Below are 23,309 nucleotides of genomic sequence, written 5' to 3' on the forward strand. Positions count from 1 at the left end.
TGGGATGATAGGGACGTGACTGAGGAACCAATACGATCGGCTGAGCCGGCGCCGGCGGCGGATGCCGATGCTGCCGCACCGCCGCGACGGCTGCGCCTGCTGCTTTCCGTGGCGGCGGTCGTGCTGGTGCTCGACCTCGTCACCAAGGTGCTGGCCGTCGAACTGCTGACGCCCGGCCAGCCGGTGTCGATCATCGGCGACACCGTCACCTGGACTTTGGTGCGCAACTCGGGGGCCGCGTTTTCGATGGCGACCGGATACACGTGGCTGTTGACGGTGATCGCGACGGGTGTCGTGATCGGCATTTTCTGGATGGGGCGTCGACTGGTGTCGCCGTGGTGGGCCATCGGCCTGGGCATGATCCTGGGCGGGGCAATGGGCAACCTGGTCGACCGGTTCTTCCGGTCACCGGGCCCGCTGCGCGGTCATGTCGTGGACTTTCTGTCGATCGGCTGGTGGCCGGTATTCAACGTCGCCGACCCGTCGGTGGTCGGCGGGGCGATCCTGCTGGTCGCCCTGTCGGTGTTCGGGTTCGACTTCGACACCGTCGGCCGGCGCAAGCGCGAGGACCTCGCCGCACCAGGCCATGAGGCCGACAAACCTTGACGACCAATCGTTCGATGCCGGTCCCCGAGGGATTGGCGGGCATGCGCGTCGACGCCGGGCTGGCGCGCTTGCTGGGCCTGTCGCGGACTGCGGCCGCGGCGCTGGCTGAAGACGGCGGTGTGGAGCTAGACGGCATGCCGGCCGGCAAAGCCGACCGGCTGACCCCCGGCGCCCTCTTGCATGTGCGGCTGCCCGACGCGCCGACGCCGGTGGAAAACACACCGGTCCACATCGAGGGCATGACGATCCTGTATTCCGACGACGACATCGTCGCGGTCGACAAGCCGCCCGGGGTGGCGGCGCATGCCACGGTGGGCTGGACCGGGCCGAGCGTTCTCGGCGGGCTGGCGGCCGCCGGCTTCCGGATCACCACATCCGGAATCCATGAGCGGCAGGGCATAGTGCATCGCCTCGACGTCGGCACCTCGGGAGTGATGGTGGTGGCGCTGTCTGACCGCGCCTACACGGTGCTCAAGCGCGCGTTCAAGCAGCGCACCGTCGACAAGCGCTACCACGCGCTGGTGCAAGGGCACCCTGATCCGTCCAGCGGCACCATCGATGCGCCGATCGGCCGGCACCGCAGCCATGACTGGAAGTTCGCGGTCACCAAGCATGGCCGGCACAGCCTCACCCACTACGACACCATCGAAGCCTTTGTCGCGGCCAGCCTGCTCGATGTGCACCTGGAAACCGGGCGCACGCATCAGATCCGGGTGCACTTCGCCGCGCTGCACCACCCCTGCTGCGGCGACCTGACCTACGGCGCCGACCCCAAGCTGGCCAAAAAGCTTGGGCTGGAACGTCAATGGCTGCACGCGAGGTCGCTGTCGTTCGCACACCCGGCCGACGGGCGACCGATGGAGATCGTCAGCCCCTATCCGCCGGACCTGCAACATGCCCTGGACGTGTTGCGGGCCGAGGGCTGATCATTCGGGTTTGCAGGCTTCGACGAGTACCCGTGTTGCATGGGCGATGAAAGGCCCATCGGTCTGAATGCGGTCATGCAAGTCCCGCAGCCGTTCCCGGTAATCATCGACCGTGAAGCCTGGCACCGTCCAGATCACCTTGCGCAGGAAGTAGATAACGGCGCCGACGTCGAAGAATTCGGCGCGTAGCCGTTCCATGCGGATATCCACGACCTGCAGCCCGGCGGCCTGTGCCTGCTCCCTCTGGGCATCCGGGTGAAACTCGGCCCATTTCTGCGGCTGCGGCCCGCTGAAATACTCGACCAGCTCGGACATCGTTGCGGGACCGATCTGCTGGGAGAAGTAGGTGCCGCCGGGGCGCAGTACCCGAGCGATCTCGCTCCACCGCACAGAGATGGGATGACGGCTGGTCACCAGATCGAACGCCTCATCGGCGAACGGCAGCCACGGCTCATCGCGAGTCGCCACGACCACCACGCCGCGCGGGTGCAGCAGCTTGGTGGCCAGCGCGGCGTTGGGCGGCCACGATTCCGTCGCGGCCATCGTGAGCGGGAACTTCGCAGCCTCGGCGAGGACCTCCCCGCCACCGGTATCGATGTCGCAAGCGGCGGACGCGTTCGCCAAGCGCTGACTCATCAGCCGTTGATAACCCCACGATGGGCGTTCCTCGGTTGCGCGGCCGTCCAGCCAGGAGAAATCCCAGCCATCGACGGGTGCCGCCGCGGCCTCAGCCACCAGATCGTCAAAGCTTCGGGACATGCAGGCATTGTGGCCTCATCTGCACCGAAATCGACGTGAGAGCGCGTTTTTAACGCGGAAATCGCTGCGACGTACGGTTCGGCGTACTCACCACCGCGTGCGGTGCTTACTCAGACGCGGGCGGCCTCGGCGTCCGATGCGATCTCGCCTGCCAGCGGCGCCACCACCGCGAGTATTTCCGCCACCGTCTCGCCGGGAACCCCGGCCGCCAAGAGCGCAGCGCTCAAGTGACCGGCCACCAGGTTGAAGTGATGCATGGTGATCCCACGGCCCTGATGCACCTGCTTCATCGGCGCGCCGGTGTAGGGTTCCGGCCCGCCCAACGCGGCGGCGATGAACTCGGCCTGCTTGCCTTTCAGCCGGTTCATGTTCGTTCCGGCGAAGAAGCCAGTCAGTTGTTCGTCGGCCAGCACCCGTGCATAGAAGTCTTCGACCACGATCTCGATCGCCTCATGGCCGCCGATCCGGTCATAGATAGGTAGTGTCTCGTGCTTGCGGAATCGTGACAGCATTCCCATGTCTTCAGGGGATCATTGGGGCGTTGCACACCAGTTAGGACGCCGTCACGGCGGGATTACTCGACGTAACAAGCCGATTGCCGGTGACTCACCGGGCCGGCGTCTGGGTAACCCCGATCACAGACAGTGCACGTCTGTGCGGCCGACCATCGTCAGGAGCGACCAACATGAATCTCGGTGATCTCACCAGCCTCGTCGAAAAGCCGATCGCGGCGGTGTCGAACATCGTCAACACCCCCAATTCGGCTGGCCGGTATCGACCGTTTTATCTGCGCAACCTGCTAGAAGCGGTCCAGGGCCGCACCCTCGAAGACGCCGTCGACGGCAAAATCACTTTGATCACCGGCGGCTCCTCGGGTATCGGCGAGGCGACCGCGAAAAAAATCGCCGACGCCGGCGGCGAAGTGGTGCTGGTGGCGCGCACCCGGGAGAACTTGGAGAAAGTCGCCGACGACATCCGCAGCAAGGGCGGCACCGCTCACGTGTATCCGTGCGATCTGGTCGACATGGACGCGATCGCTGAAATGGCCGACCAAGTGCTCGCCGACCTCGGCCGCGTCGACATCCTGATCAATAACGCGGGCAAGTCGATTCGGCGCTCGCTAGCGCTGTCCTACGACCGGATTCACGACTACCAGCGGACAATGCAGCTGAATTACCTTGGGGCAGTCCAACTTATCCTCAAGTTCATTCCAGGTATGCGGGAACGGCACTTCGGACACATCATCAACCTGTCGTCGGCGGGCGTACAGACCCGTGCGCCGCGATTCGGCGCCTACATCGCCAGCAAGGCCGCACTCGACACCCTGTGCGACTCGCTGCAGGCCGAAACAGTCAGCGACAACGTGCGTTTCACCACCGTCCACATGGCACTGGTGCGAACGCCGATGATCAAGCCCACCACCATGTATGAGCGATTCCCGACGCTGACGCCGGAACAGGCGGCCGGTGTGCTGGCCGATGCGATAGTGCACCGGCCGCGCCGGGTCAGCTCACCGTTCGGCCAATTCGCCTCCGTGGCCGACGCCGTCAACCCGATGGTGATGGACTTCGTGCGCAACCGCGCGTTCAACATGTTCGACGACTCATCGGCGGCACAAGGGAAAGAGTCCGCCGAGGACACGTCGAAATTCGACAAACGAAGCGAAGCCTTCGTGCGGGCCACCCGCGGAATCCACTGGTGAGACGATCATGAGCCTTCCGAAATCGACCAAGCAGACCTCCGTCGTCGTCACCGGCGCCTCCTCGGGCATCGGCACCGAGCTGGCCCGCGGGCTGGCCGGCCGCGGCTATCCGCTGGTGCTGGTCGCGCGCCGCCGCGAACGCCTCGACGAGCTCGCCGCCCACTTGACCGACAGGAACTTGGTTGAAATCGACGTGATGCCGCTTGACCTGGCCAAACGGAAAGCCCGGGAAGAGTTGGCCGACCGTATCCGCAGCGAGACGATCGCGGGCTTGTGCAACAGCGCGGGCTTCGGCACCAGCGGCCCGTTCCACACGCTGCCGCTCGAGCGGGAAAGCGAGGAAGTCACGCTCAACGCGCTGACTTTGATGGAACTCACCCACGCCGCTCTGCCGGGCATGGTCGACCGCGGCGCCGGCGCGGTGCTCAACATCGCCTCGCTCGCGGGCTTTCAGCCGATCCCGGGCATGGCGGTCTACTCGGCCACCAAGGCGTTCGTGCAAACGTTCTCCGAAGCCGTGCACGAGGAGTTGCACGGAACCGGAGTGTCGTGCACGGTCCTGTGCCCGGGCCCGGTGCCGACCGAGTGGGCCGACATCGCCGATGCCCAACAGTGGAGCATCAGCGTCGCGCAGGTGTCTCCCCACGAGGTGGCCGAAGCCGCCATCGCAGGGATGCTCGACGGCAAGCGCAGCGTCATTCCCGGGCTCGTGCCCAAGGTCGTCGGCGTGGGCGGGCGATTCGCGCCGCGCAGCGTGCTGCTTCCTGCCCTGCGGATCGGCACCGGCCTGCGGGGGTAGCGGTTTGCACGGATGAGCCGGGGCGCACAAGTGGTACGATTTCTTGTACTACTTCGGAGGTGGCGACGTGGCGGTAACGGCATCCGAGGCTCGCAAGAATCTCTTCCCGCTTATCGAACAGGTCAACAACGACCGAACTCCGGTCGAGATCACCTCGCGCCGCGGTGATGCCGTGTTGATGTCCCGCGCCGATTACGAAGCGCTGGAAGAGACTGCGCACCTCTTGCGGGCACCCGCTAACGCGCGTCGGTTGCTAGAGAGTCTGGCGCAGGCGCTGCATGGCGAGCGAGAAGAGCACCCGCTGTCGCGGTGAGGCTCGTTTTTACACCGCATGGGTGGGCTGACTATCAGTACTGGACGACAACCGATCGGGCGACGCTGAAGCGCGTCAACCGCCTGATCGACGACATAATGCGCGATCCGTTTACCGGAATTGGCAAGCCAGAGCCGCTGCGTCACGCGTTGGCTGGTGCCTGGTCGAGACGCATAAGCGAAGAACATCGATTGGTCTACTTGGTCGACGGTGACGACGTGGTCATCCTGCAGGGCCGATACCACTACAGCTGAACGCCCATACGCCTTCGAGACACACACGGCGACACGCCGAACCCGTGTCGGTGGGCGGCCATAGACTGGCGACCTGATGACTGGCTCCTTCGTGCACCTGCATAACCACACCGAGTACTCGATGCTGGACGGTGCTGCGAAGATCAGCCCGATGCTGGCCGAGGCGCAGCGCCTGGAGATGTCGGCCATCGGGATGACCGACCACGGAAACATGTTCGGCGCCAGCGAATTCTACAACGCCTGCACCGGCGCCGGGATCAAGCCGATCATCGGGGTCGAGGCCTACGTCGCCCCCGGCTCCCGGTTCGACTCCCGCCGTATTTTGTGGGGCGATCCGGCGCAGAAGAGCGACGACGTGTCGGGTAGCGGCTCCTACACCCACCTGACCATGGTCGCCGAGAATGCCACCGGGTTGCGCAACCTGTTCAAGCTGACCTCGCTGGCGTCCTTCGAGGGCCAATTGGGCAAGTGGTCGCGGATGGACGCCGAGCTGATCGCGGAGCACGCGAGCGGGATCATCGCGACCACCGGCTGCCCCTCCGGCGAAGTGCAGACCCGGCTTCGGCTCGGCCAGGATCGTGAGGCGCTCGAGTCGGCCGCCAGGTGGCGGGAGATCTTCGGCGCCGACAACTACTTCCTGGAGCTGATGGACCACGGCCTATCCATCGAGCGCCGGGTCCGCGACGGGCTGCTGGAGATCGGCCGCAAGCTCGGTATCGCGCCGCTGGCCACCAACGACTGCCACTACGTCACTCGCGACGCCGCCCACAACCACGAGGCGCTGCTCTGCGTGCAGACGGGCAAGACCCTGTCGGACCCGACCCGGTTCAAGTTCGAAGGCGACGGCTACTACCTGAAGTCGGCCGCCGAGATGCGCGCGATCTGGGACGCCGAAGTACCCGGCGCCTGTGACATCACGCTGCTGATCGCCGAACGGGTGGGCTCCTACGCCGAGGTGTGGACACCGCGCAACCGGATGCCGGTGTTCCCGGTGCCCGACGGGCACGATCAAGCGTCGTGGTTGCGGCACGAGGTCGAGGCCGGGCTGGCCCGGCGGTTCCCAGACGGGATACCGACGGGGTATGGCGAGCGTGCCGCCTACGAGATCGAGGTCATCTGTGCCAAGGGTTTTCCGTCGTACTTCTTGATCGTGGCGGACCTGGTCAACTATGCGCGGTCGGTGAACATCCGGGTCGGCCCTGGACGGGGATCGGCGGCCGGGTCGCTGGTCGCGTACGCGTTGGGCATCACCGACATCGACCCGATCCCGCACGGGCTGCTGTTTGAGCGGTTCCTCAACCCCGAACGCACGTCGATGCCCGACATCGACATCGACTTCGACGACCGCCGCCGCGGCGAGATGGTGCGCTACGCCGCCGACAAGTGGGGCCAGGACCGGGTCGCGCAGGTCATCACCTTCGGCACCATCAAAACGAAAGCGGCGCTTAAGGATTCGGCGCGCATCCATTACGGCCAGCCCGGCTTTGCGATCGCGGACCGGATCACCAAGGCGCTGCCGCCGCCGATCATGGCCAAAGACATCCCGCTGTCCGGGATCACCGACCCCAACCATGAGCGGTACAAGGAGGCCGCCGAGGTGCGCGGCCTGATCGACACCGATCCGGACGTGCGCACCATCTACGAGACCGCCCGCGGCCTGGAAGGGCTGATTCGCAACGCCGGCGTGCACGCCTGCGCGGTGATCATGAGCAGCGAACCGCTCACCGACGCGATCCCGCTGTGGAAGCGGCCGCAAGACGGCGCCATCATCACCGGCTGGGACTACCCGGCGTGCGAGGAAATCGGTCTGCTGAAGATGGACTTCCTCGGACTGCGCAACCTGACGATTATCGGCGATGCGATCGAGAACATCAAGGCCAACAGGGGAATCGACGTCGACCTGGAGTCCGTGCCGCTCGACGACCCCGCCACCTACGAATTGCTGGGCCGCGGTGACACTCTCGGCGTGTTCCAGCTCGACGGCGGTCCCATGCGCGACCTCCTGCGGCGCATGCAGCCCACCGAATTCGAAGACGTCGTCGCGGTGATCGCGCTGTACCGACCCGGGCCGATGGGCATGAACGCCCACAACGAGTACGCCGACCGCAAGAACGGCCGCCAGCCTATCAAGCCGATCCACCCCGAACTCGCCGAGCCGCTGCAGGCGATCCTGGCCGAGACCTACGGCTTGATCGTCTATCAAGAGCAGATCATGCGGATTGCGCAGAAGGTTGCCGGCTACTCGCTGGCCCGAGCCGACATTCTGCGAAAAGCCATGGGTAAGAAGAAACGAGAAGTCCTCGCCAAGGAGTACGAGGGCTTCTCGGCCGGAATGAAGTCCAACGGATTCTCCGACGGAGCCGTCAAGGCACTGTGGGACACCATCTTGCCGTTCGCCGACTACGCGTTCAACAAGTCGCACGCGGCCGGGTATGCGATGGTGTCCTACTGGACCGCGTATCTGAAGGCCAACTACCCCGCCGAATACATGGCCGGGCTGCTCACCTCGGTCGGCGACGACAAGGACAAGGCCGCGGTGTATCTGGCCGACTGCCGCAAACTCGGGATCACCGTGCTACCGCCCGACGTCAACGAATCCGGGCTGAACTTCGCCTCGGTCGGCACCGACATCCGCTACGGGCTCGGCGCGGTTCGCAACGTTGGCGCGAATGTCGTTGCGTCGCTGCTCAAGACCCGCACCGAAAAAGGCAAGTTCACCGACTTCTCCGACTACCTGAACAAGATCGACATCGCGGCCTGCAACAAGAAGGTCACCGAGTCGCTGATCAAAGCTGGCGCGTTCGACTCGCTGGGCCACCCCCGCAAGGGCCTGTTCCTGGTGCACACCGACGCCGTCGACTCGGTGCTCGGCACCAAAAAGGCCGAGGCGATGGGCCAGTTCGACCTGTTCGGCGGCACAGACACCGCCACCGATGCGGTGTTCTCGGTCAAGATTCCCGACGAAGAGTGGGACGACAAGCACAAGCTGGCGTTGGAGCGCGAAATGCTGGGGCTGTATGTCTCGGGGCACCCGCTCAACGGTGTGGCGCATCTGCTGGCCACCCAGGTTGACACCGCCATCCCGGCGATTCTCGACGGCGACATCCCCAACGACGCCCCAGTGAAGGTGGGCGGCATTCTCGCGTCGGTGAGCCGGCGAGTGAACAAGAACGGGATGCCTTGGGCCTCAGCACAATTGGAAGACCTCACCGGCGGCATCGAGGTGATGTTCTTCCCGCACACCTACTCTACCTACGGCGCCGAGATCGTCGACGACGCCGTGGTGCTGGTCAACGCGCGGGTAAAGATTTCCGATGATCGTATCTGTTTGATCGCCAATGAACTTGTGGTCCCGGACTTTTCGAGTGTGCAGCCGGACCGGCCGCTGGCGGTCAGCTTGCCCACCCGCCAGTGCACCATTGACAAGGTGACTGCGCTCAAGCAGGTGCTGGTCCGCCACCCCGGCACCTCGCAGGTGCATCTACGCCTGGTCAGCGGAGAGCGGGTCACCACCTTGGAGCTGGATGCCTCGCTGCGGGTGACGCCGTCGCCGGCCTTGATGGGCGACCTCAAGGCGCTGCTGGGCCCAGGCTGTTTGGGCGGTTAGGCCAGCGCCGAGTGGCCACTTAACGCACGAATTTCGGCAAAAGCCGTGTCACAACTGGCCACTCGGCGCACGATGCTTGTAGATCACGCCTTCCTTCATGACGAAGTCGACTTGGCCGGTGACTTCGATATCGGTGAACGGATTACCCGGCATGGCAACCAGATCGGCGATCTTTCCTTCGGCGATCACCCCCAGGTCGTCGAAGGCAAGCAGTTCGGCCGCCGCGCTGGTGGCGGCCTGCAGGGCGCGCAGCGGGGTGATGCCGGTCGACACCATTGTCGGGAACTCGCGCCAATTTTCGTGGTGCGGGAACATGCCGGCGTCGGTTCCGAACGCGATGCGCACATTGCTCGCGGCGACCCGTTCGGCAGCATCCAACAACGCGCTCCGGTATTTGCGGGCTTTGCGCTTGGCGTACTCGGGCATGACCGCCCACATCGGGTCTTCCTCGCCCCGCTGTGCACCGGACAGGATCGCGTACTGCGTCGGCACCAGAAACACCCCGGCGTCTTCCATCATCCGCAGCGTCTGGGCCGAGGCCAGGTTGCCGTGTTCGATGCTGCGCACCCCGGCGCGGACCGCGCGCTGAATGCCTTCGTCGCCGTAGCTGTGCGGAGTCACCGGCACACCCAGATCGGTGGCCGTCGCGACCAAGACGTCCATCTCCTCCTGGCTGTACGTCGCCTGGCCCGGATCGTCGGACGGCGAGGCGAAGCCCCCGGTGGCGGCGAACTTGATCCAGTCGGCGCCCGCGCGAATCTCCTGCCTGACCCTGGTCCGGATTTCGTCGCACCCGTCGGCCGCCGCCAATTCCATTGGCCGCGAAGGGAATTGATATTCCTCGGCGACCGTGCCGCTGAAGTCGCCGTGGCCGCCGCGCGCGGAAATCATGTGCGGAGCCACCACCATCCGCGGGCCCACCACGATGCCCGCCGCGACGGCGTCGCGCAGATCGATGGTCGGATAGTCGACGTCCACGCACGCCAAGTCGCGCACCGTGGTGAACCCGTTCATCAGCAACGTCCGCAGCACCGGCAGCGACCTCAACGCTTTGGCGACGCTGGAGGCCATGGCCACCGCAGGGCCGATCGGCGGCGCCAACGTCACGTGCACATGGCAGTCGATGAAGCCGGGCGTCAGCGTGTGCCCAGGCAGGTTGACCACCTGCGCGTCGGCCGGCGCCTCGAGCGCGTCGCCGATCCGTTGGATCCGGCCGTCGACCACCAGCACCTGCCGCGGCGCCGGCACCTCGGCGAGCCCGTCCCAGACATCAGCACCGGTGATCAGCGTGGCTGTCATGTCGGCGAACCTACTCTTACGCTGGCCGGGTCTGTGCTCTGATCGGGGTAGCGACAAAGGAGAACGCAGATGACCACATCCGAGCGCCCAACCACCATGTGTGAGGCCTTTCAGCGCACCGCGGCGATCGATCCGGACGCGGTCGCACTGCGCACACCCGGCGACACCCAGACGCTGACCTGGCGGGACTACGCGGCGCAGGTGCGTCGCGTCGCGGCCGGCCTGGCCGGGCTGCGGGTCAGGCGTGGCGACACAGTGTCGCTGATGATGGCGAACCGCATCGACTTCTACCCCCTTGACGTGGGGGCGCAGCACGTCGGGGCGACGTCGTTCTCGGTGTACAACACGCTGCCCGCCGAACAACTCACCTATCTGTTCGACAACGCCGGCACCAAGCTGGTGATGTGCGAGCAGCAATACGTCGACCGGATCCGCGCCAGCGGCGCGCAGCTCGAGCACATTGTCTGCATTGACGGGTCGCCGGAGGGCACCTTGTCCCTGGACGATCTGTACGCCGCCGGGGCCGTTGATTTCGACTTCGAATCCACTTGGCGCGCAGTGGAACCCGATGACATCATCACCCTGATCTACACCTCCGGCACGACGGGTAACCCCAAGGGTGTCGAGATGACGCACGCCAACCTGATGTTCGAGGCGTCGGCGATCGACGCTGTGCTCGACGTGCACTTCGGCGACCGGATCACGTCGTTCCTGCCCTCGGCGCACATCGCCGACAGGATGATGGCGTTGTACAACCAGGAGGTGTTCGGCACCCAGGTCACCGTGGTGTCCGACGCCAAAGCGATTGCGGCGGCGCTGCCCGACGCGCGACCCACGATCTGGGGTGCGGTGCCGCGGGTATGGGAAAAGCTCAAAGCTGCAATAGAATTCGCTGCCCTGCATGAGCAAGACGAGGCCAGGCGGCAAGCGTTGCAGTGGGCTTTGTCGGTGGCGGCGAAGCGCGCCGCGGCGATGCTGGCTGGGGAGCCGATGTCCGACGAGCTTGCTGCCGAATGGGCCACGGCCGACGAGCTGGTGCTGTCGAAGCTCCGGGAGCGGCTCGGCTTCGGTGAGCTGCGCTGGGCGGTCTCGGGTGCCGCGCCGATCCCGAAGGAGACCCTCGGCTTCTTCGCCGGCATTGGCATCCCGATCTGCGAGGTGTGGGGGATGTCAGAGCTGAGTTGCGTGGCCAGTGTCAGCCATCCGCGTGACGCCAAGCTCGGCACGGTGGGCAAGTTGTTGCCCGGGCTGGAGGGCAAGGTCGCCGAGGACGGCGAGTTTCTGGTGCGCGGCCCGCTGGTGATGAAGTGCTACCGCAAAGATCCGGCGAAGACGGCCGAGGCAATCGACGCCGACGGCTGGTTGCACACCGGCGACATCCTCGACATGGACTCCGACGGCTACCTGCGGGTGGTCGACCGCAAGAAGGAGCTGCTCATCAACGCGGCCGGCAAGAACATGTCGCCGGCCAACATCGAGAAGGCCATCCTGGCCGCATGCCCGATGATCGGCGCGATGGTCACCATCGGCGACGGGCGGCCCTACAACACCGCGCTGCTGGTCTTCGACGCCGACTCGGTCGGGCCCCTCGCAGCCCAGCACGGACTGTCGGACGCCTCGCCGGCGGCCCTGGCAGCCCACCCGGACGTGATCGCCCGGATTGCCGCCGGGGTGGCCGAAGGCAACGCCAAATTGTCACGGGTCGAGCAAATCAAACGGTTCCGCGTCTTGCCCACGCTCTGGGAGCCGGGCGGTGAGGAGATAACGCTGACGATGAAGCTCAAGCGCCGGCCGATCGCCGAGAAATACGCCGCCGAGATCGAGGAGCTCTACGCGGACCAGCCCGGGGCGGACGTCCACGAACCCGCCCCGGCAACGGCGGCGCAACCGGCGTGAACTGACCGTTACTGCGGCCGCTGCTGCAGCGCCCTGAGCACCAGCCCGACACTCACGGCCACCCCGGTGCCGGCCAGCACCGACGGCGTCGCACTGGTGGTCACCAGCCCGACAAGCAGCAACGCGGCGAACCCGGCGATCAGCGCCACCAGCTTGTACCGGGGCCATGGCACACCCGCCACCAGCACCTCCTCGGCGGAGACCAAGGATCGTAGCTGCTGCGGAGTCGTCACAAGTTAAGGCTAGCTCTTACTTTTGTTTTCGGGTAGCCGAAACACCCGATCCGGAGGGTGAAAGTCACCACCTTGAGCCGCCCTTTAAAGTGTCGGTATGCCGCTTTCAGGAGAATACGCACCTTCGCCGCTCGACTGGTCCCGTGAACAAGCAGAGAAGTACATGGCGTCCGGCGGAGCAGAGGGCACCGAACTGCAGGGCAAGCCCGTCATCCTGCTCACGACCGTCGGGGCCAAGACCGGCAAACTCCGAAAAACTCCGCTGATGCGGGTCGAACATGACGGCGAGTACGCCATTGTCGCCTCACTGGGTGGCGCCCCCAAGCACCCGGTCTGGTACTACAACGTCAAGAAGAACCCGCGGGTGGAGCTGCAGGACGGCCCGGTCACCGGTGAGTACAACGCCCGCGAGGTGTTCGGCGAGGAGAAAGCCGTCTGGTGGGAACGAGCCGTGCAGGTCTGGCCGGACTACGCCGAATATCAGAAGAAGACCGACCGACAGATTCCGGTGTTCGTGCTGACCCCCGTCCGCTGAACTGCTATTGAATGGCACCATTGACCGGTGTCCGCCGAACTGAGCCAGGTCTCCAGCACACCGCCGCTGTCCGCGGCGGACATCGATGCTGCAGCCAAGCGCATCGCGCAGGTGGTCACGCCCACCCCGCTGCAGTTGTGCGACCGGTTGTCGGAGGTCACCGGAGCCACGGTCTACCTCAAACGCGAAGACCTTCAGTCGGTGCGCTCATACAAGCTGCGTGGCGCCTACAACCTGCTTGTGCAGCTGTCGGGGGAGGAGATCGCCGCCGGTGTGGTGTGCTCCTCGGCGGGCAATCACGCCCAGGGGTTCGCCTACGCATGCCGTGCGCTCGGAATCCATGGCCGCGTGTACGTACCGGCCAAGACGCCTAAGCAGAAAAAGGACCGCATCCGCTATCACGGCGGGGAGTTCATCGATTTGATCGTCAGCGGGTCGACCTACGACATGGCGGCGGAGGCGGCACTCAATGACGTCGCACGCACGGGCGCCACACTGGTTCCGCCGTACGACGACGTACGCACCATCGCCGGCCAGGGCACCATCGCGGTAGAACTACTCGACCAGCTCGACAGCGAGCCCGACTTGGTCGTGGTTCCGGTGGGTGGCGGCGGATGCGTCGCGGGCATCACCACCTACCTGGCCGAGCGGACAGCGAACACTTCGGTACTCGGTGTCGAACCCGGAGGCGCCGCCGCGATGATGGCCGCGCTGGCCGCCGGGGAGCCGGTCACGCTGGACCACGTGGACCAGTTCATCGACGGCGCGGCGGTGAACCGGGCCGGGACCCTGACCTACGCAGCGGTGGCCGCCGCCGGTGACATGGTGTCGATCACCGCGGTCGACGAAGGCGCGGTGTGCACCGCGATGCTCGGCCTCTACCAGCACGAGGGGATCATCGCGGAGCCGGCGGGCGCGCTGTCGGTTGCCGGACTGCTGGAAGCCGACATCGAGCCCGGATCCACGGTGGTGTGCCTGATCTCGGGCGGCAACAACGACGTGTCGCGCTACGGGGAAATCGTGGAGCGCTCGCTGATCCACCTCGGTCTCAAGCACTACTTCCTGGTCGACTTTCCGCAAGAACCGGGCGCGCTGCGCCGGTTCCTCGACCAGGTACTCGGACCCAACGACGACATCACGTTGTTCGAGTACATCAAACGCAACAACCGCGAAACCGGTGAGGCGCTGGTCGGCATCGAACTGGGATCGGCCGCCGACCTCGACGGGCTGCTGGCCCGGATGCGGGCCACCGAACTGCACATCGAAGCTCTCGAGCCGGGGTCACCGGCGTACCGGTATTTGTTGTAGCGACATCTGGTTCCGCTGATTCCCCCCGAGCGTGCGCAGTTGCACGGCATATGCGGCGTGTCGGAGTACAGGCACGCCCGCTCGCGGTAGAGGTCTCAGATATCGATCTGCAGGAGCGACTCGTCGTTGGCGCGGAAGATCGGCTCGAGGGGCACGTCGAACCGTTGGGCCGCTTCGGATAACGCCTTGGCCCACGTGCGGTCCGCCGACGAGATCGGTCGCCGCCCAGGTCCGGTCAATAGCAGGGCCACGGTGGTGCCCGACGCCGTGTCGTCGAGCAGCGTGCGCAGACCCGACATCAGTCTTCTCACGAGCCGGCCCTGCGGACGTGGACCGATCGGTACCTGGCTGAGCATTTTGAGCAGGCGACGATCCGGACCGATGAAGCCGAACCACAGCAGCTTTTCACCAAAACCCAACGGCCCCATCAATGCACGCCAGCGTTCGCGCAGGTCAGCGGCTGAATGCACCGGGTCGGTGGCGGTCTCGATGGGCGGTAGCGGCAACAGTTCCCGATGGGACATGGCCGAATCATCAGCGGTTGCCGGTGGCGCCGCCAGTCAGTTATCCACAGCCCTGAGCACAGCGACCGACTGCCCCGGTAGCTCGGTGATGTCGTCACCGACTTTGGGCTCATCCCAGGCCAGCACCACCTCGCCGCGCACCGGCACCGTCACCGCCTCGGTACCCAGGTTGCATGCCACCACGAAACGCCCCCGACGCATGGTGATCCAGCGGTTCTCCTCGTCAAAGTCGATCTGCAGATGCTCCAGCCATGGGTCAGCGAGATCGGTTTCGTTGCGCCGCAAGGCGATCAACTCCCGATAGGTGCCGAGCAGCCGGGCGTGCTCGCCGACGCCAGGCTCGTCCCAGTCCAGCTTGGAACGCTCGAAGGTGTGTGGGTCCTGCGGGTCGGGAATCTCGTCGGCGTTCCAGCCGTGCTCGGCGAACTCCTTCTTGCGGCCCTCAGCGGTGGCCCGGGCAAGCTCGGGCTCCGGGTGGGAGCTGAAGAACTGGAACGGGTGCGACGAGCCCCATTCCTCGCCCATGAAAAGCATTGCAGTGTACGGAGATCCGAGCACCAGCGCAGCTTTGATCGCGAGCTGGCCGAAGGTCAGGTTCTGTGACGGCCGGTCTCCGAGCGCACGATTGCCGACCTGGTCGTGGGTGCAGGTGTAGGCCAACAACCGGGTAGCCGGAATCTTCGATGTGTCCAGCGGTCGGCCATGGCGCCGGCCCCGAAAGGATGAGTAGCTGGCCGCGTGGAAGAAGCCGTTGCGCAACGTGTGGGCCAGCGTGGCCAGCGACCCGAAATCGGCGTAGTAGCCCTGGCGTTCGCCGGAGACCGCGGCGTGAATGGCGTGATGGATGTCGTCGTCCCACTGTGCAGTGAGCCCGTAGCCGCCATCTTCTCGAGGAGTAATCAGCCGCGGATCGTTGAGATCGCTTTCGGCGACCAGCGACAGCGGGCGGCCCAATCGGGCCGACAGTTGGTCTGTTTCGGTCGACAGCTCTTCGAGGATGTGGATGGCGGTGGTGTCGACCAGTGCGTGCACCGCGTCCAGTCGCAGGCCGTCGGCGTGAAAGTCGCGCATCCAGCGCAGCGCACAGTCGATGATGTAGCGGCGCACCTCATCGGAGTCCGCGTCGGCGATGTTGATGCCTTCGCCCCAGGGATTGCTCGCGGACGACAGGTACGGGCCGAACTGCGGCAGGTAGTTGCCCGACGGGCCGAGATGGTTGAACACCGCATCGATCAATACGCCCAAACCGCGGGCATGGCAGGCATCGACGAAGCGCACCAGCCCGTCGGGACCACCGTAGGGTTCGTGCACGGAATACCACAGCACGCCGTCGTATCCCCAGCCATGCGTGCCGGAGTACGAGTTCACCGGCATCACTTCGACAAAATCGACACCGAGATCCGCCAAGTAGTCGAGCTTTCCGATCGCGGCGTCGAAAGTGCCCTCGGGCGTGAATGTTCCGATGTGCAGCTCGTAGATCACCGCACCTTCCACCGAGCGCCCGGCCCAGTCGCCGTCGCTCCACGCCGCCGCGGTCGGCTCCCACAGCGCAGAACGTGCATGCACGCCGTCGGGCTGGCGAGGGGACCGCGGGTCGGGCAGCACCGTGGGATCGTCGTCGAGCAGAAACCCGTAGCGCGCATTCGGTGCCGCCTCGACCGTGGCGCGCCACCAGCCGTCGTCGCCGCGCGCCATCGGGTACACCGCTCCGTCGACATCGAGACGCACCCGCTCGGGATTGGGTGCCCAGACGGCGAATTCAGGCATCGGCGCGCTCTAACAGCACCACGGGCAGCTCGGCGAACAGCTCAGGGGCCGGTATCGCGCCGCTGAATGTCGCGCCGCTCAGCGTGTCGGTCCACAGCCCATCGGGTAGCGGCACGGCGGTATCACCCCAACCCGCTTCGTCGAGCTGAAAAGTCCAGCGGGTGACGGCCACCACGACATCTTCACCGCGGCGAAACGCCACGACGTGGTCGGCGGCCGTGCCCGTGGCCAGTAGCGGATGGTAACCGCCGCGCAGGAACGTATCGGGACGTGCGCGACGTAGTCGCAGCGCCGCGGCGACCACCCGAATTTTGCGGTGCTGCAAGGATTTTAACGCATCACGGCGCACCGCGTAGTCCACCGGCCGCCGGTTGTCCGGATCGACAAGGCTGTCGTCCCACAATTCGGTGCCCTGATAGATGTCCGGTGTGCCGGGTACCGTCAGCGCGAGCAGCTTCTGCCCCAGCGCGTCGTTTTCGGCGTGCATGTTGAGTTGGCCGACCAGCTGGGTCAGCTCGCGCGCCACCGCCCCGTCCAGCACGGTGTCGAGCCAGGAATGCACCGCCTTCTCGAACTCGGCATTCGGGTCGTGCCACGACGTCTGTGATCCCGCTTCCCGGATCGCTTTCTCGGTGTAGCCGTGCAGCCGCTCGCGCAGCTCAGCCGTGACCCTCCCGTTGACCGGCCACACGCCGAAGATGTTCTGCCACAGAAACAGTCCAGTCGCGACATCAGGAGAGGGCGCAAGGCGCTCCCAGCGGGTGACGAACTCCCGCCACAGCGAGGGTACCTGGGAGAGCACGCCGATGCGGGCGCGGACGTCCTCGCCGCGCTTGGTGTCGTGGGTGGTGAGAGTGGTCATGGTGTGCGGCCAGTGGCGGGCCCGCGTGGCCGCGCTTTGGTGGAACTCTGCTGCGCCCACGCCGAACCGCTGCGGCTCGCCGCCGACCTCGTTCAGCGACACCAGCCGGGCATCGCGGTAGAACATGCAGTCCTCGACGGCCTTGGCCGTCACCGCGCCGCACAGTTGTTGCAGCCGGGCCGCCGCTTCGCCGCCTTGGGACACAGCTGCGGCGAGGATCTGCAGCGGCGGGCCCAAGTCCGCTGTCGCGGCCTCGGTTTCGGCCAGCGACCTGGGTAGTGTCGCGGAGAGCCCCGGATAGTCGCAGCGGTAGACGTCGATGTAGCCCAGCAGCGCGGCGACCGCCTCGGGTAGTCGCGGATGATCGGCTCCGGTGGTCGCCACGATGCAGCGGCGCAGTCTGGCCAGCTCGCTCGCCAGGGTGTCGGTGGCGACGGTGGCCTTGACGTCGCGCAACCGCGCCGGGATCTGCTGATAGTCGCCACCGGCGGAGTCGAACAGTGCCGTCATCTCGGCGGCGCCGGTCGGATCGAGGAAAACCCCGCCGACTTCCCGCAGTACGTCGTAGCCAGTGGTGCCGGCCACCGGCAGGGTGGGCTCCAACGCCTCGTCGACGGCTAGGATCTTCTCGATCACAATCCAGGCGTCCGGCCCGACCAATTCACGCAACCACGCCAAATACTCGACGGGATCGGTCAACCCGTCGGGGTGATCGATGCGCACACCGTCGACGAGATTGTCGGCGAACCAGCGGGCGACCTCGGCATGCCACGCATCGAACACCGCCCGATCTTCCTGACGTAACCCGGCCAGCGACGTGATCGAGAAAAACCGCCGGTAACCGCAGATGCCGTTTCGCCACCCGACCAGCCGGTAGTGCTGGCGTTCGTGGACTTCCGCTCCGGTGCCCTCACCGGTGCCGGGTGCGATGGGCAACGCCAGGTCACCGAGTCGCAACCGGTCGCCGTCGACTTGCAGGTCCGCGATGTCGTCGTCGGAACCCAACAGCGGCAAGATGACCCGGCCATCACCGAGATCCCAGTCGATATCGAAGAACCTCGCGTAGCGCGACGACCGGCCGTGCGTCAATACGTCCCACCACCACGGGTTCTGCTCGGGCTTGTCGATCCCGACGTGGTTGGGCACGATGTCGACCACCAGCCCCATCCCGCGCGCTCGCGCCGCGGCCGACAGCCGCGCCAAACCTTCGGCGCCACCGAGTTCGGCTGAGACCCTCGTCGGATCGGTGACGTCGTAGCCGTGCGCCGAGCCGTGGACCGCGGTCATGACGGGGGAGAGGTAGACATGCGATATCCCGAGCTCGTCGAGATAGTCCAGCAGCTCCTCGGCGTCGGCAAAGGTGAAGCCGAACCCGCTGTCGGGCCCGCGCAGCTGTAACCGGTAGGTCGACAGTACCGGAAAACCCATGCTTTACAGGGTCTTTCGGAGTATCAGCAATGACCGTCCCGAAAGCGGGATCTTCTCGCCGGCTTGCATGACCCGCTCGGGTGTTCCAGTCGGTTCGGTGGTGTCCAGTTCGGCGGTCCATTCCTGGCCGTAGTCGCCGTCGGGAATGACGAAGTCCACCGCCTCTTCGTGGGCATTGAAACACAACAGGAACGAGTCGTCGACGACGCGCTCACCACGGGCGTTCGGTTCGCGGATCGCGTTGCCGTTCAAGAACACCGCGACGCACTTGTCGAAACCGCGGTCCCAGTCCTCTTGTGTCATTTCGCGACCGGTCGGGGTCAACCAGGCGATGTCGCCGAGTTCGTCGCCGCGCCGCATGGGCCGGCCTTCGAAAAAGCGGCGGCGGCGAAACACCGGATGGTCCTTGCGCAGCTGAGTTGCCTTGCGAGTGAACGCCAGTAGGTCGGCGTTTTTCTCGGCCAGCGACCAGTCCATCCAGGACAATTCGGAGTCCTGGCAGTAGACGTTGTTGTTGCCCTGCTGGGTGCGGCCGAACTCGTCGCCGTGCGCGATCATCGGGGTGCCCTGGCTGACCATCAGCGTGGCCAGGATGTTGCGCATCTGGCGCGCACGCAAGGCCAGCACGTCGGGGTCGTCGGTGGGGCCTTCGACGCCGCAGTTCCACGACCGGTTGTAGCTTTCGCCGTCCTGGTTGTTCTCGCCGTTGGCCTCGTTGTGTTTCTCGTTGTAGGACACCAAGTCATGCAGGGTGAAGCCGTCGTGGGCGACAACGAAGTTGATGCTGGCGCTGGGCCGACGGCCCGTCGCCTCATAAAGGTCCGACGACCCGGTCAGCCGGGAGGCGAACTCGCCTAGGGTTGCGGGCTCGCCCCGCCAGTAATCGCGCACGGTGTCGCGGTATTTCCCGTTCCACTCGGTCCACAAACCCGGAAAGTTGCCGACTTGGTAGCCGCCTTCGCCGACATCCCAGGGTTCGGCGATCAACTTGACTTGGCTGACCACCGGGTCTTGCTGCACCAGATCGAAAAACGCGCTCAGTCGGTCGACGTCGTAGAACTCGCGGGCCAGCGTCGAAGCAAGGTCGAAACGAAAGCCGTCGACGTGCATCTCGGTCACCCAATAGCGCAGCGAGTCCATGATGAGCTGCAATGTATGCGGGTGGCGGGCGTTCAGGCTGTTGCCAGTGCCGGTGAAGTCCTTGTAGAAGCGCGGGTCCTCGTCGTCGAGGCGGTAGTAGGCGGCGTTGTCGATGCCGCGGAAGTTGATGGTCGGCCCCATGTGGTTGCCTTCGGCGGTGTGGTTGTACACCACGTCGAGGATGACCTCGATGCCTTCCTCGTGGAAGGTACGCACCATCGCCTTGAATTCGCCCACCGCACCGCCGGGCTCACGTGACGACGCGTATTGGTGCTGCGGAGCGAAGAAGCCAAATGTGTTGTAGCCCCAGTAGTTTCGCAGGCCCATCTCCAAAAGGCGGCTGTCGTGCATAAACTGGTGCACCGGCATCAGTTCGATCGCCGTGACGTTCAGCGACTTCAGGTGCTCGATGATCGCCGGGTGGGCCAGGCCGGCATACGTGCCACGCAGCTCTTCGGGGATGGCGGGATGCGTCTGAGTCAGACCCTTGACGTGCGCCTCGTAGATGACCGTTTCGTGATACGGAGTGCGCGGCGCCCTGTCGAATGCCCAGTCGAAGAACGGGTTGATGACCACGCTGGTCATGGTGTGACCCAGCGAGTCGACCATCGGCGGGGTGCCGGTCTCACCGGGCTCGGCGCCTTCGCGGTTGACGAAATCCATGTCGTAGGAGAACAGCGCCTGGCAGAAGTCGAAGTCGCCGTGAAAAGCCTTGCCGTAGGGGTCGAGCAGCAGCTTGCTGGGGTCGCACCGATGACCGGCGGCCGGTTCGAACGGTCCGTGCACCCGAAACCCGTAGCGCTGGCCGGGTCCGACGCCGGGCAGATATGCATGCCAGACATATCCGTCGACCTCGTCGAGGTTGATGCGGGTTTCGGTGTCGTCGTTGTCGATCAGGCACAGCTCGACTTTGTCGGCGATCTCGGAGAACAGCGCGAAGTTGGTGCCGGCGCCGTCATAGGTGGCACCGAGCGGGTAGTTGTTGCCGGGCCATACGGTGGGCAGCGTCGGCGTGGTTTCGGTCATGTCCGTGTTCGGTTGTCTCGGTGGCATCACTCGACTTTATCCGCGTCGCGCACGGGCTGCTCGAACTGTCACCACCAGCCGGTCGCCGCGGCGATCTGCCGTCCGAGTTCACCGGCCATCGTGCGCATGTAGGTGGCCGACAGGTGGTGAGCGTCGTGGTAGATCAAGACATTTCCCTCGACGGCGCGGCAGATGTCCGGCCGGCAGATCGCGTCGCTCATGTCCAGCGGTTTGAGCATCGGGAATTGCTCGACGAAGTCCAGCGTCGGGTTGCGATCCGCCAGCACGTCGGAACGTTTGATTCCGCATGATGTCGCGTTGCCGCCTTTGGCCAGGCAGTCCGCCGGTTCGAACGGCTGGCCGTCCTTGACCAGCCACGGCGTGTCGCGCATGGCCAGCACCGGAATGTTGTTGTCGGCGAACGTCTGCCAGATCCCGATATAGGTGGCCGGCATCACGTCGCCGGGTTTGATGTTCCACGGCCGGGTCGACGTCGTGAACACGTAATCGGGTCGGTCGGCGATGAGTTTGGCCATCGTCTTTTGCACCCACTCGTGGCACTGCGGGTACGCGGCGTTGTTGCCCATGATCAGCGGGACTTCCTCGGTGGACAGTGGGCAGCCCATCTTGAGGTAGGTGACCACTTTGAAGTGGTGCATGCGGCCCAGCAGGTCCAGCGCGGTGATCCAGTGTTCGGCGTGCGAGCCGCCGGCCAGCGCGATGGTGCGGGTGGCCCCGGCGTCGCCGTACAGGCAATTGATCAGCGCGGGGTTGGTCCAGTCGCTGATGCAGCCGTCTTTCGTCGACAGCGGCAGGTCGTTCTTGGCTTCCAGCACGGTGGGCCGCATCCGCAGCTTGGGCACCCGCACCTGCTTGACCAGCGCTCGCGCCCCCGGATAGTCACGCGCGCTGAGCCCGCTGAGCTCTTTGCCGTCGGCGCGCTGCACAGTGACATGCTCGCGCCAGGTGAACGACGTCGCGGTCAAGGTCACGCCGAGCAGGGCCACCACCGAGCCCAGCGCCATCGTCGGTCGGCGCAGCCGCGTGCGCCACGGCACGGCCGGCGCCTTCGTGGTGGCCGCTGCCCGATACCGCAGCGGGTCCTCGACGTGGCGCATGGTCAGGTAGGCCAGCACGCCGGAGATCAGCAGCACCGCAGTGCCCTCCACGAAGTTGGCGCGCCGATGACCGGTATAGACGAGCCAGAAGATCAGCAGCGGCCAGTGCCACAGGTACAGCGAATACGCCATGCCGCCGAGCGTCACCAGCGGGCCGGCGGCCATCAGTCGGTTGGGCAGCGGCATCTGCCCGTAGGTGCTGGGGTGCGCGTATCGGTTGGCTCCGGCGAGGATGAACAGCACGGTTGCAAGGACGGGCACGCATGCCCATGGGCCCGGGAATTCCTTGACCCCGTCGATCAGCGCGCCGCAGGACAGGATCGCTGCCAGCGCCACCGCGGCGATCAGGCTGCGCAGCCACATCGGCCAGCGGACATAGGGGACCAGCGCGCCGACGAGCGCGCCCAAAAGCAGCTCCCAGGCGCGCGCGAAACTGTCGTAGTAGGCGATCGCCTGGTTGGCGTGGTGCGCATTGATCGCGTAGACGAACGACGCCACCGTCAACGCGGTGAGCAATATCACGAACAGCGGCCGCAGCCGGGCACCAAGGGAACGCCGCAGCAAGTAGGCGCAGCCGAACACCAGCGCCAAAAACGCGATATAGAACTGCCCTTGCACGGACATCGACCAAATGTGCTGCAGCGGGCTGACCGCTTCACCGGCGCGCAGATAGTCGGACGCGGTGTTGGCCAGTTCCCAGTTCTGGTAGTAGCCCAAGCTGGCCAGGCTCTGGTCGGCAAAGGTTTCCCAGCGCGTCTGTGGCTGGATCAGGATGGTCAGCACTGCGCACGCGGCCAGCACCACCACCAAAGCCGGCAGCAGCCGTCGCACCAGCCGGACCACCTCCGGCACCGGCGATAGTGATGACGTCGGATTGAGCGCGGCGCGCAGCACCTTGCCACCGAAGAAGAACCCCGACAGCGCCAAAAACACATCGACGCCACCGGAGACGCGGCCGAACCAGACGTGGAACATCGCGACCAGGGCGATGGCGATGCCGCGCAGCCCGTCGAGGTCGTGGCGGTAGAACCCTGACTTGCGATCACCCATCGCGACCGGGGCAGGCTCCGAAACGGTAGTCGGGCGGGTCGGGGCTAGGGTCACCATGATCGACAGACAATCTACCTAACCCGGTCCATGGCCGAGCAGACGCTGACGTACCCCAATGTTGGCCCTACCGGGTGAATTTGCGTCCGCTCGGCCAGGC

The 23,309-nt window shown here is 65.5% G+C and carries 19 protein-coding genes; 10 read left to right on the plus strand and 9 right to left on the minus strand.

Annotation, left to right across the window (positions count from 1 at the left end):
• The first annotated feature begins 15 nt into the window (after positions 1–15).
• Both lspA and G6N15_RS18905 read left to right on the plus strand, forming a co-directional pair.
• Positions 16–606 (plus strand): signal peptidase II, encoded by a 591-nt coding sequence (gene lspA, locus G6N15_RS18900; protein ID WP_179961757.1) that lies wholly within the window; start codon positions 16–18, stop codon positions 604–606.
• Between the two features lie 14 nt (positions 607–620).
• Complete coding sequence (locus G6N15_RS18905; protein WP_083087584.1) at positions 621–1,532, plus strand: RluA family pseudouridine synthase; 912 nt, start codon at positions 621–623, stop codon at positions 1,530–1,532.
• Here G6N15_RS18905 and G6N15_RS18910 read toward each other — a convergent pair whose 3' ends face one another.
• The gene (locus tag G6N15_RS18910; RefSeq protein ID WP_083087583.1) at positions 1,533–2,291 is read right to left on the minus strand and encodes a class I SAM-dependent methyltransferase; all 759 of its coding nucleotides are present in this window, start codon (positions 2,289–2,291) and stop codon (positions 1,533–1,535) included.
• A 110-nt stretch (positions 2,292–2,401) separates the two neighbouring features.
• The gene (locus G6N15_RS18915) at positions 2,402–2,809 is read right to left on the minus strand and encodes a group I truncated hemoglobin (protein ID WP_083087582.1); all 408 of its coding nucleotides are present in this window, start codon (positions 2,807–2,809) and stop codon (positions 2,402–2,404) included.
• Positions 2,810–2,976: 167 nt separating this feature from the next.
• Here G6N15_RS18915 and G6N15_RS18920 point away from each other — a divergent pair, with 167 nt between their 5' ends.
• The 5 genes from G6N15_RS18920 (at position 2,977) to dnaE (ending at position 8,966) form a co-directional block, all read left to right on the plus strand.
• On the plus strand, positions 2,977–3,993 hold the full coding sequence (locus G6N15_RS18920) for an SDR family NAD(P)-dependent oxidoreductase (RefSeq protein WP_083087581.1): 1,017 nt from the start codon (positions 2,977–2,979) through the stop codon (positions 3,991–3,993).
• A gap of 7 nt (positions 3,994–4,000) precedes the next feature.
• Complete coding sequence (locus tag G6N15_RS18925; protein ID WP_083087580.1) at positions 4,001–4,792, plus strand: SDR family NAD(P)-dependent oxidoreductase; 792 nt, start codon at positions 4,001–4,003, stop codon at positions 4,790–4,792.
• 67 nt (positions 4,793–4,859) lie between these two features.
• Positions 4,860–5,105, plus strand: coding sequence for a type II toxin-antitoxin system Phd/YefM family antitoxin (locus G6N15_RS18930; protein ID WP_083087590.1), 246 nt, complete (start codon positions 4,860–4,862; stop codon positions 5,103–5,105).
• Positions 5,102–5,359, plus strand: coding sequence for a Txe/YoeB family addiction module toxin (locus G6N15_RS18935; RefSeq protein ID WP_083087579.1), 258 nt, complete (start codon positions 5,102–5,104; stop codon positions 5,357–5,359). Before G6N15_RS18930 ends, G6N15_RS18935 begins: the two co-directional genes overlap by 4 nt.
• A gap of 76 nt (positions 5,360–5,435) precedes the next feature.
• Positions 5,436–8,966, plus strand: a complete 3,531-nt coding sequence (gene dnaE, locus G6N15_RS18940; protein WP_083087578.1) for a DNA polymerase III subunit alpha — start codon at positions 5,436–5,438, stop codon at positions 8,964–8,966.
• Between the two features lie 48 nt (positions 8,967–9,014).
• On the opposite strand, the gene G6N15_RS18945 is transcribed toward dnaE, so the two are convergent.
• Positions 9,015–10,265: a metal-dependent hydrolase family protein gene (locus tag G6N15_RS18945; RefSeq protein WP_083087577.1), complete on the minus strand. Its 1,251-nt coding sequence runs from the start codon at positions 10,263–10,265 to the stop codon at positions 9,015–9,017.
• A 69-nt stretch (positions 10,266–10,334) separates the two neighbouring features.
• Here G6N15_RS18945 and fadD11 point away from each other — a divergent pair, with 69 nt between their 5' ends.
• Complete coding sequence (fadD11, locus tag G6N15_RS18950; protein ID WP_083087576.1) at positions 10,335–12,161, plus strand: fatty acid--CoA ligase FadD11; 1,827 nt, start codon at positions 10,335–10,337, stop codon at positions 12,159–12,161.
• An 8-nt stretch (positions 12,162–12,169) separates the two neighbouring features.
• Here fadD11 and G6N15_RS18955 read toward each other — a convergent pair whose 3' ends face one another.
• Positions 12,170–12,394, minus strand: a complete 225-nt coding sequence (locus G6N15_RS18955; protein ID WP_083087575.1) for a hypothetical protein — start codon at positions 12,392–12,394, stop codon at positions 12,170–12,172.
• Between the two features lie 97 nt (positions 12,395–12,491).
• On the opposite strand from G6N15_RS18955, the gene G6N15_RS18960 reads away from it, so the two are divergent.
• Together G6N15_RS18960 and ilvA are read left to right on the plus strand one after the other, a co-directional pair.
• Positions 12,492–12,929 (plus strand): nitroreductase family deazaflavin-dependent oxidoreductase, encoded by a 438-nt coding sequence (locus G6N15_RS18960; RefSeq protein ID WP_083087574.1) that lies wholly within the window; start codon positions 12,492–12,494, stop codon positions 12,927–12,929.
• 27 nt (positions 12,930–12,956) lie between these two features.
• Positions 12,957–14,237: a threonine ammonia-lyase gene (ilvA, locus tag G6N15_RS18965; RefSeq protein WP_083087573.1), complete on the plus strand. Its 1,281-nt coding sequence runs from the start codon at positions 12,957–12,959 to the stop codon at positions 14,235–14,237.
• A gap of 95 nt (positions 14,238–14,332) precedes the next feature.
• Here ilvA and G6N15_RS18970 read toward each other — a convergent pair whose 3' ends face one another.
• The 5 genes from G6N15_RS18970 to G6N15_RS18990 form a co-directional block, all read right to left on the minus strand.
• Positions 14,333–14,761 (minus strand): hypothetical protein, encoded by a 429-nt coding sequence (locus tag G6N15_RS18970; protein ID WP_083087572.1) that lies wholly within the window; start codon positions 14,759–14,761, stop codon positions 14,333–14,335.
• Between the two features lie 36 nt (positions 14,762–14,797).
• Positions 14,798–16,528, minus strand: a complete 1,731-nt coding sequence (treZ, locus tag G6N15_RS18975) for a malto-oligosyltrehalose trehalohydrolase (protein ID WP_083087571.1) — start codon at positions 16,526–16,528, stop codon at positions 14,798–14,800.
• The gene (treY, locus tag G6N15_RS18980) at positions 16,521–18,818 is read right to left on the minus strand and encodes a malto-oligosyltrehalose synthase (protein WP_083087570.1); all 2,298 of its coding nucleotides are present in this window, start codon (positions 18,816–18,818) and stop codon (positions 16,521–16,523) included. The genes treZ and treY overlap by 8 nt, the downstream gene beginning before the upstream one ends.
• Positions 18,819–18,821: 3 nt before the next feature.
• A complete protein-coding gene (gene glgX, locus G6N15_RS18985) occupies positions 18,822–20,984 on the minus strand; it encodes a glycogen debranching protein GlgX (protein WP_083087569.1) in 2,163 nt (720 codons plus the stop codon).
• A 68-nt stretch (positions 20,985–21,052) separates the two neighbouring features.
• On the minus strand, positions 21,053–23,209 hold the full coding sequence (locus G6N15_RS18990) for an acyltransferase family protein (RefSeq protein ID WP_083087568.1): 2,157 nt from the start codon (positions 23,207–23,209) through the stop codon (positions 21,053–21,055).
• Positions 23,210–23,309 lie beyond the last annotated feature (100 nt).

It is taken from the genome of Mycobacterium noviomagense, from assembly GCF_010731635.1.
In the GTDB taxonomy this organism is placed as follows: domain Bacteria; phylum Actinomycetota; class Actinomycetes; order Mycobacteriales; family Mycobacteriaceae; genus Mycobacterium; species Mycobacterium noviomagense.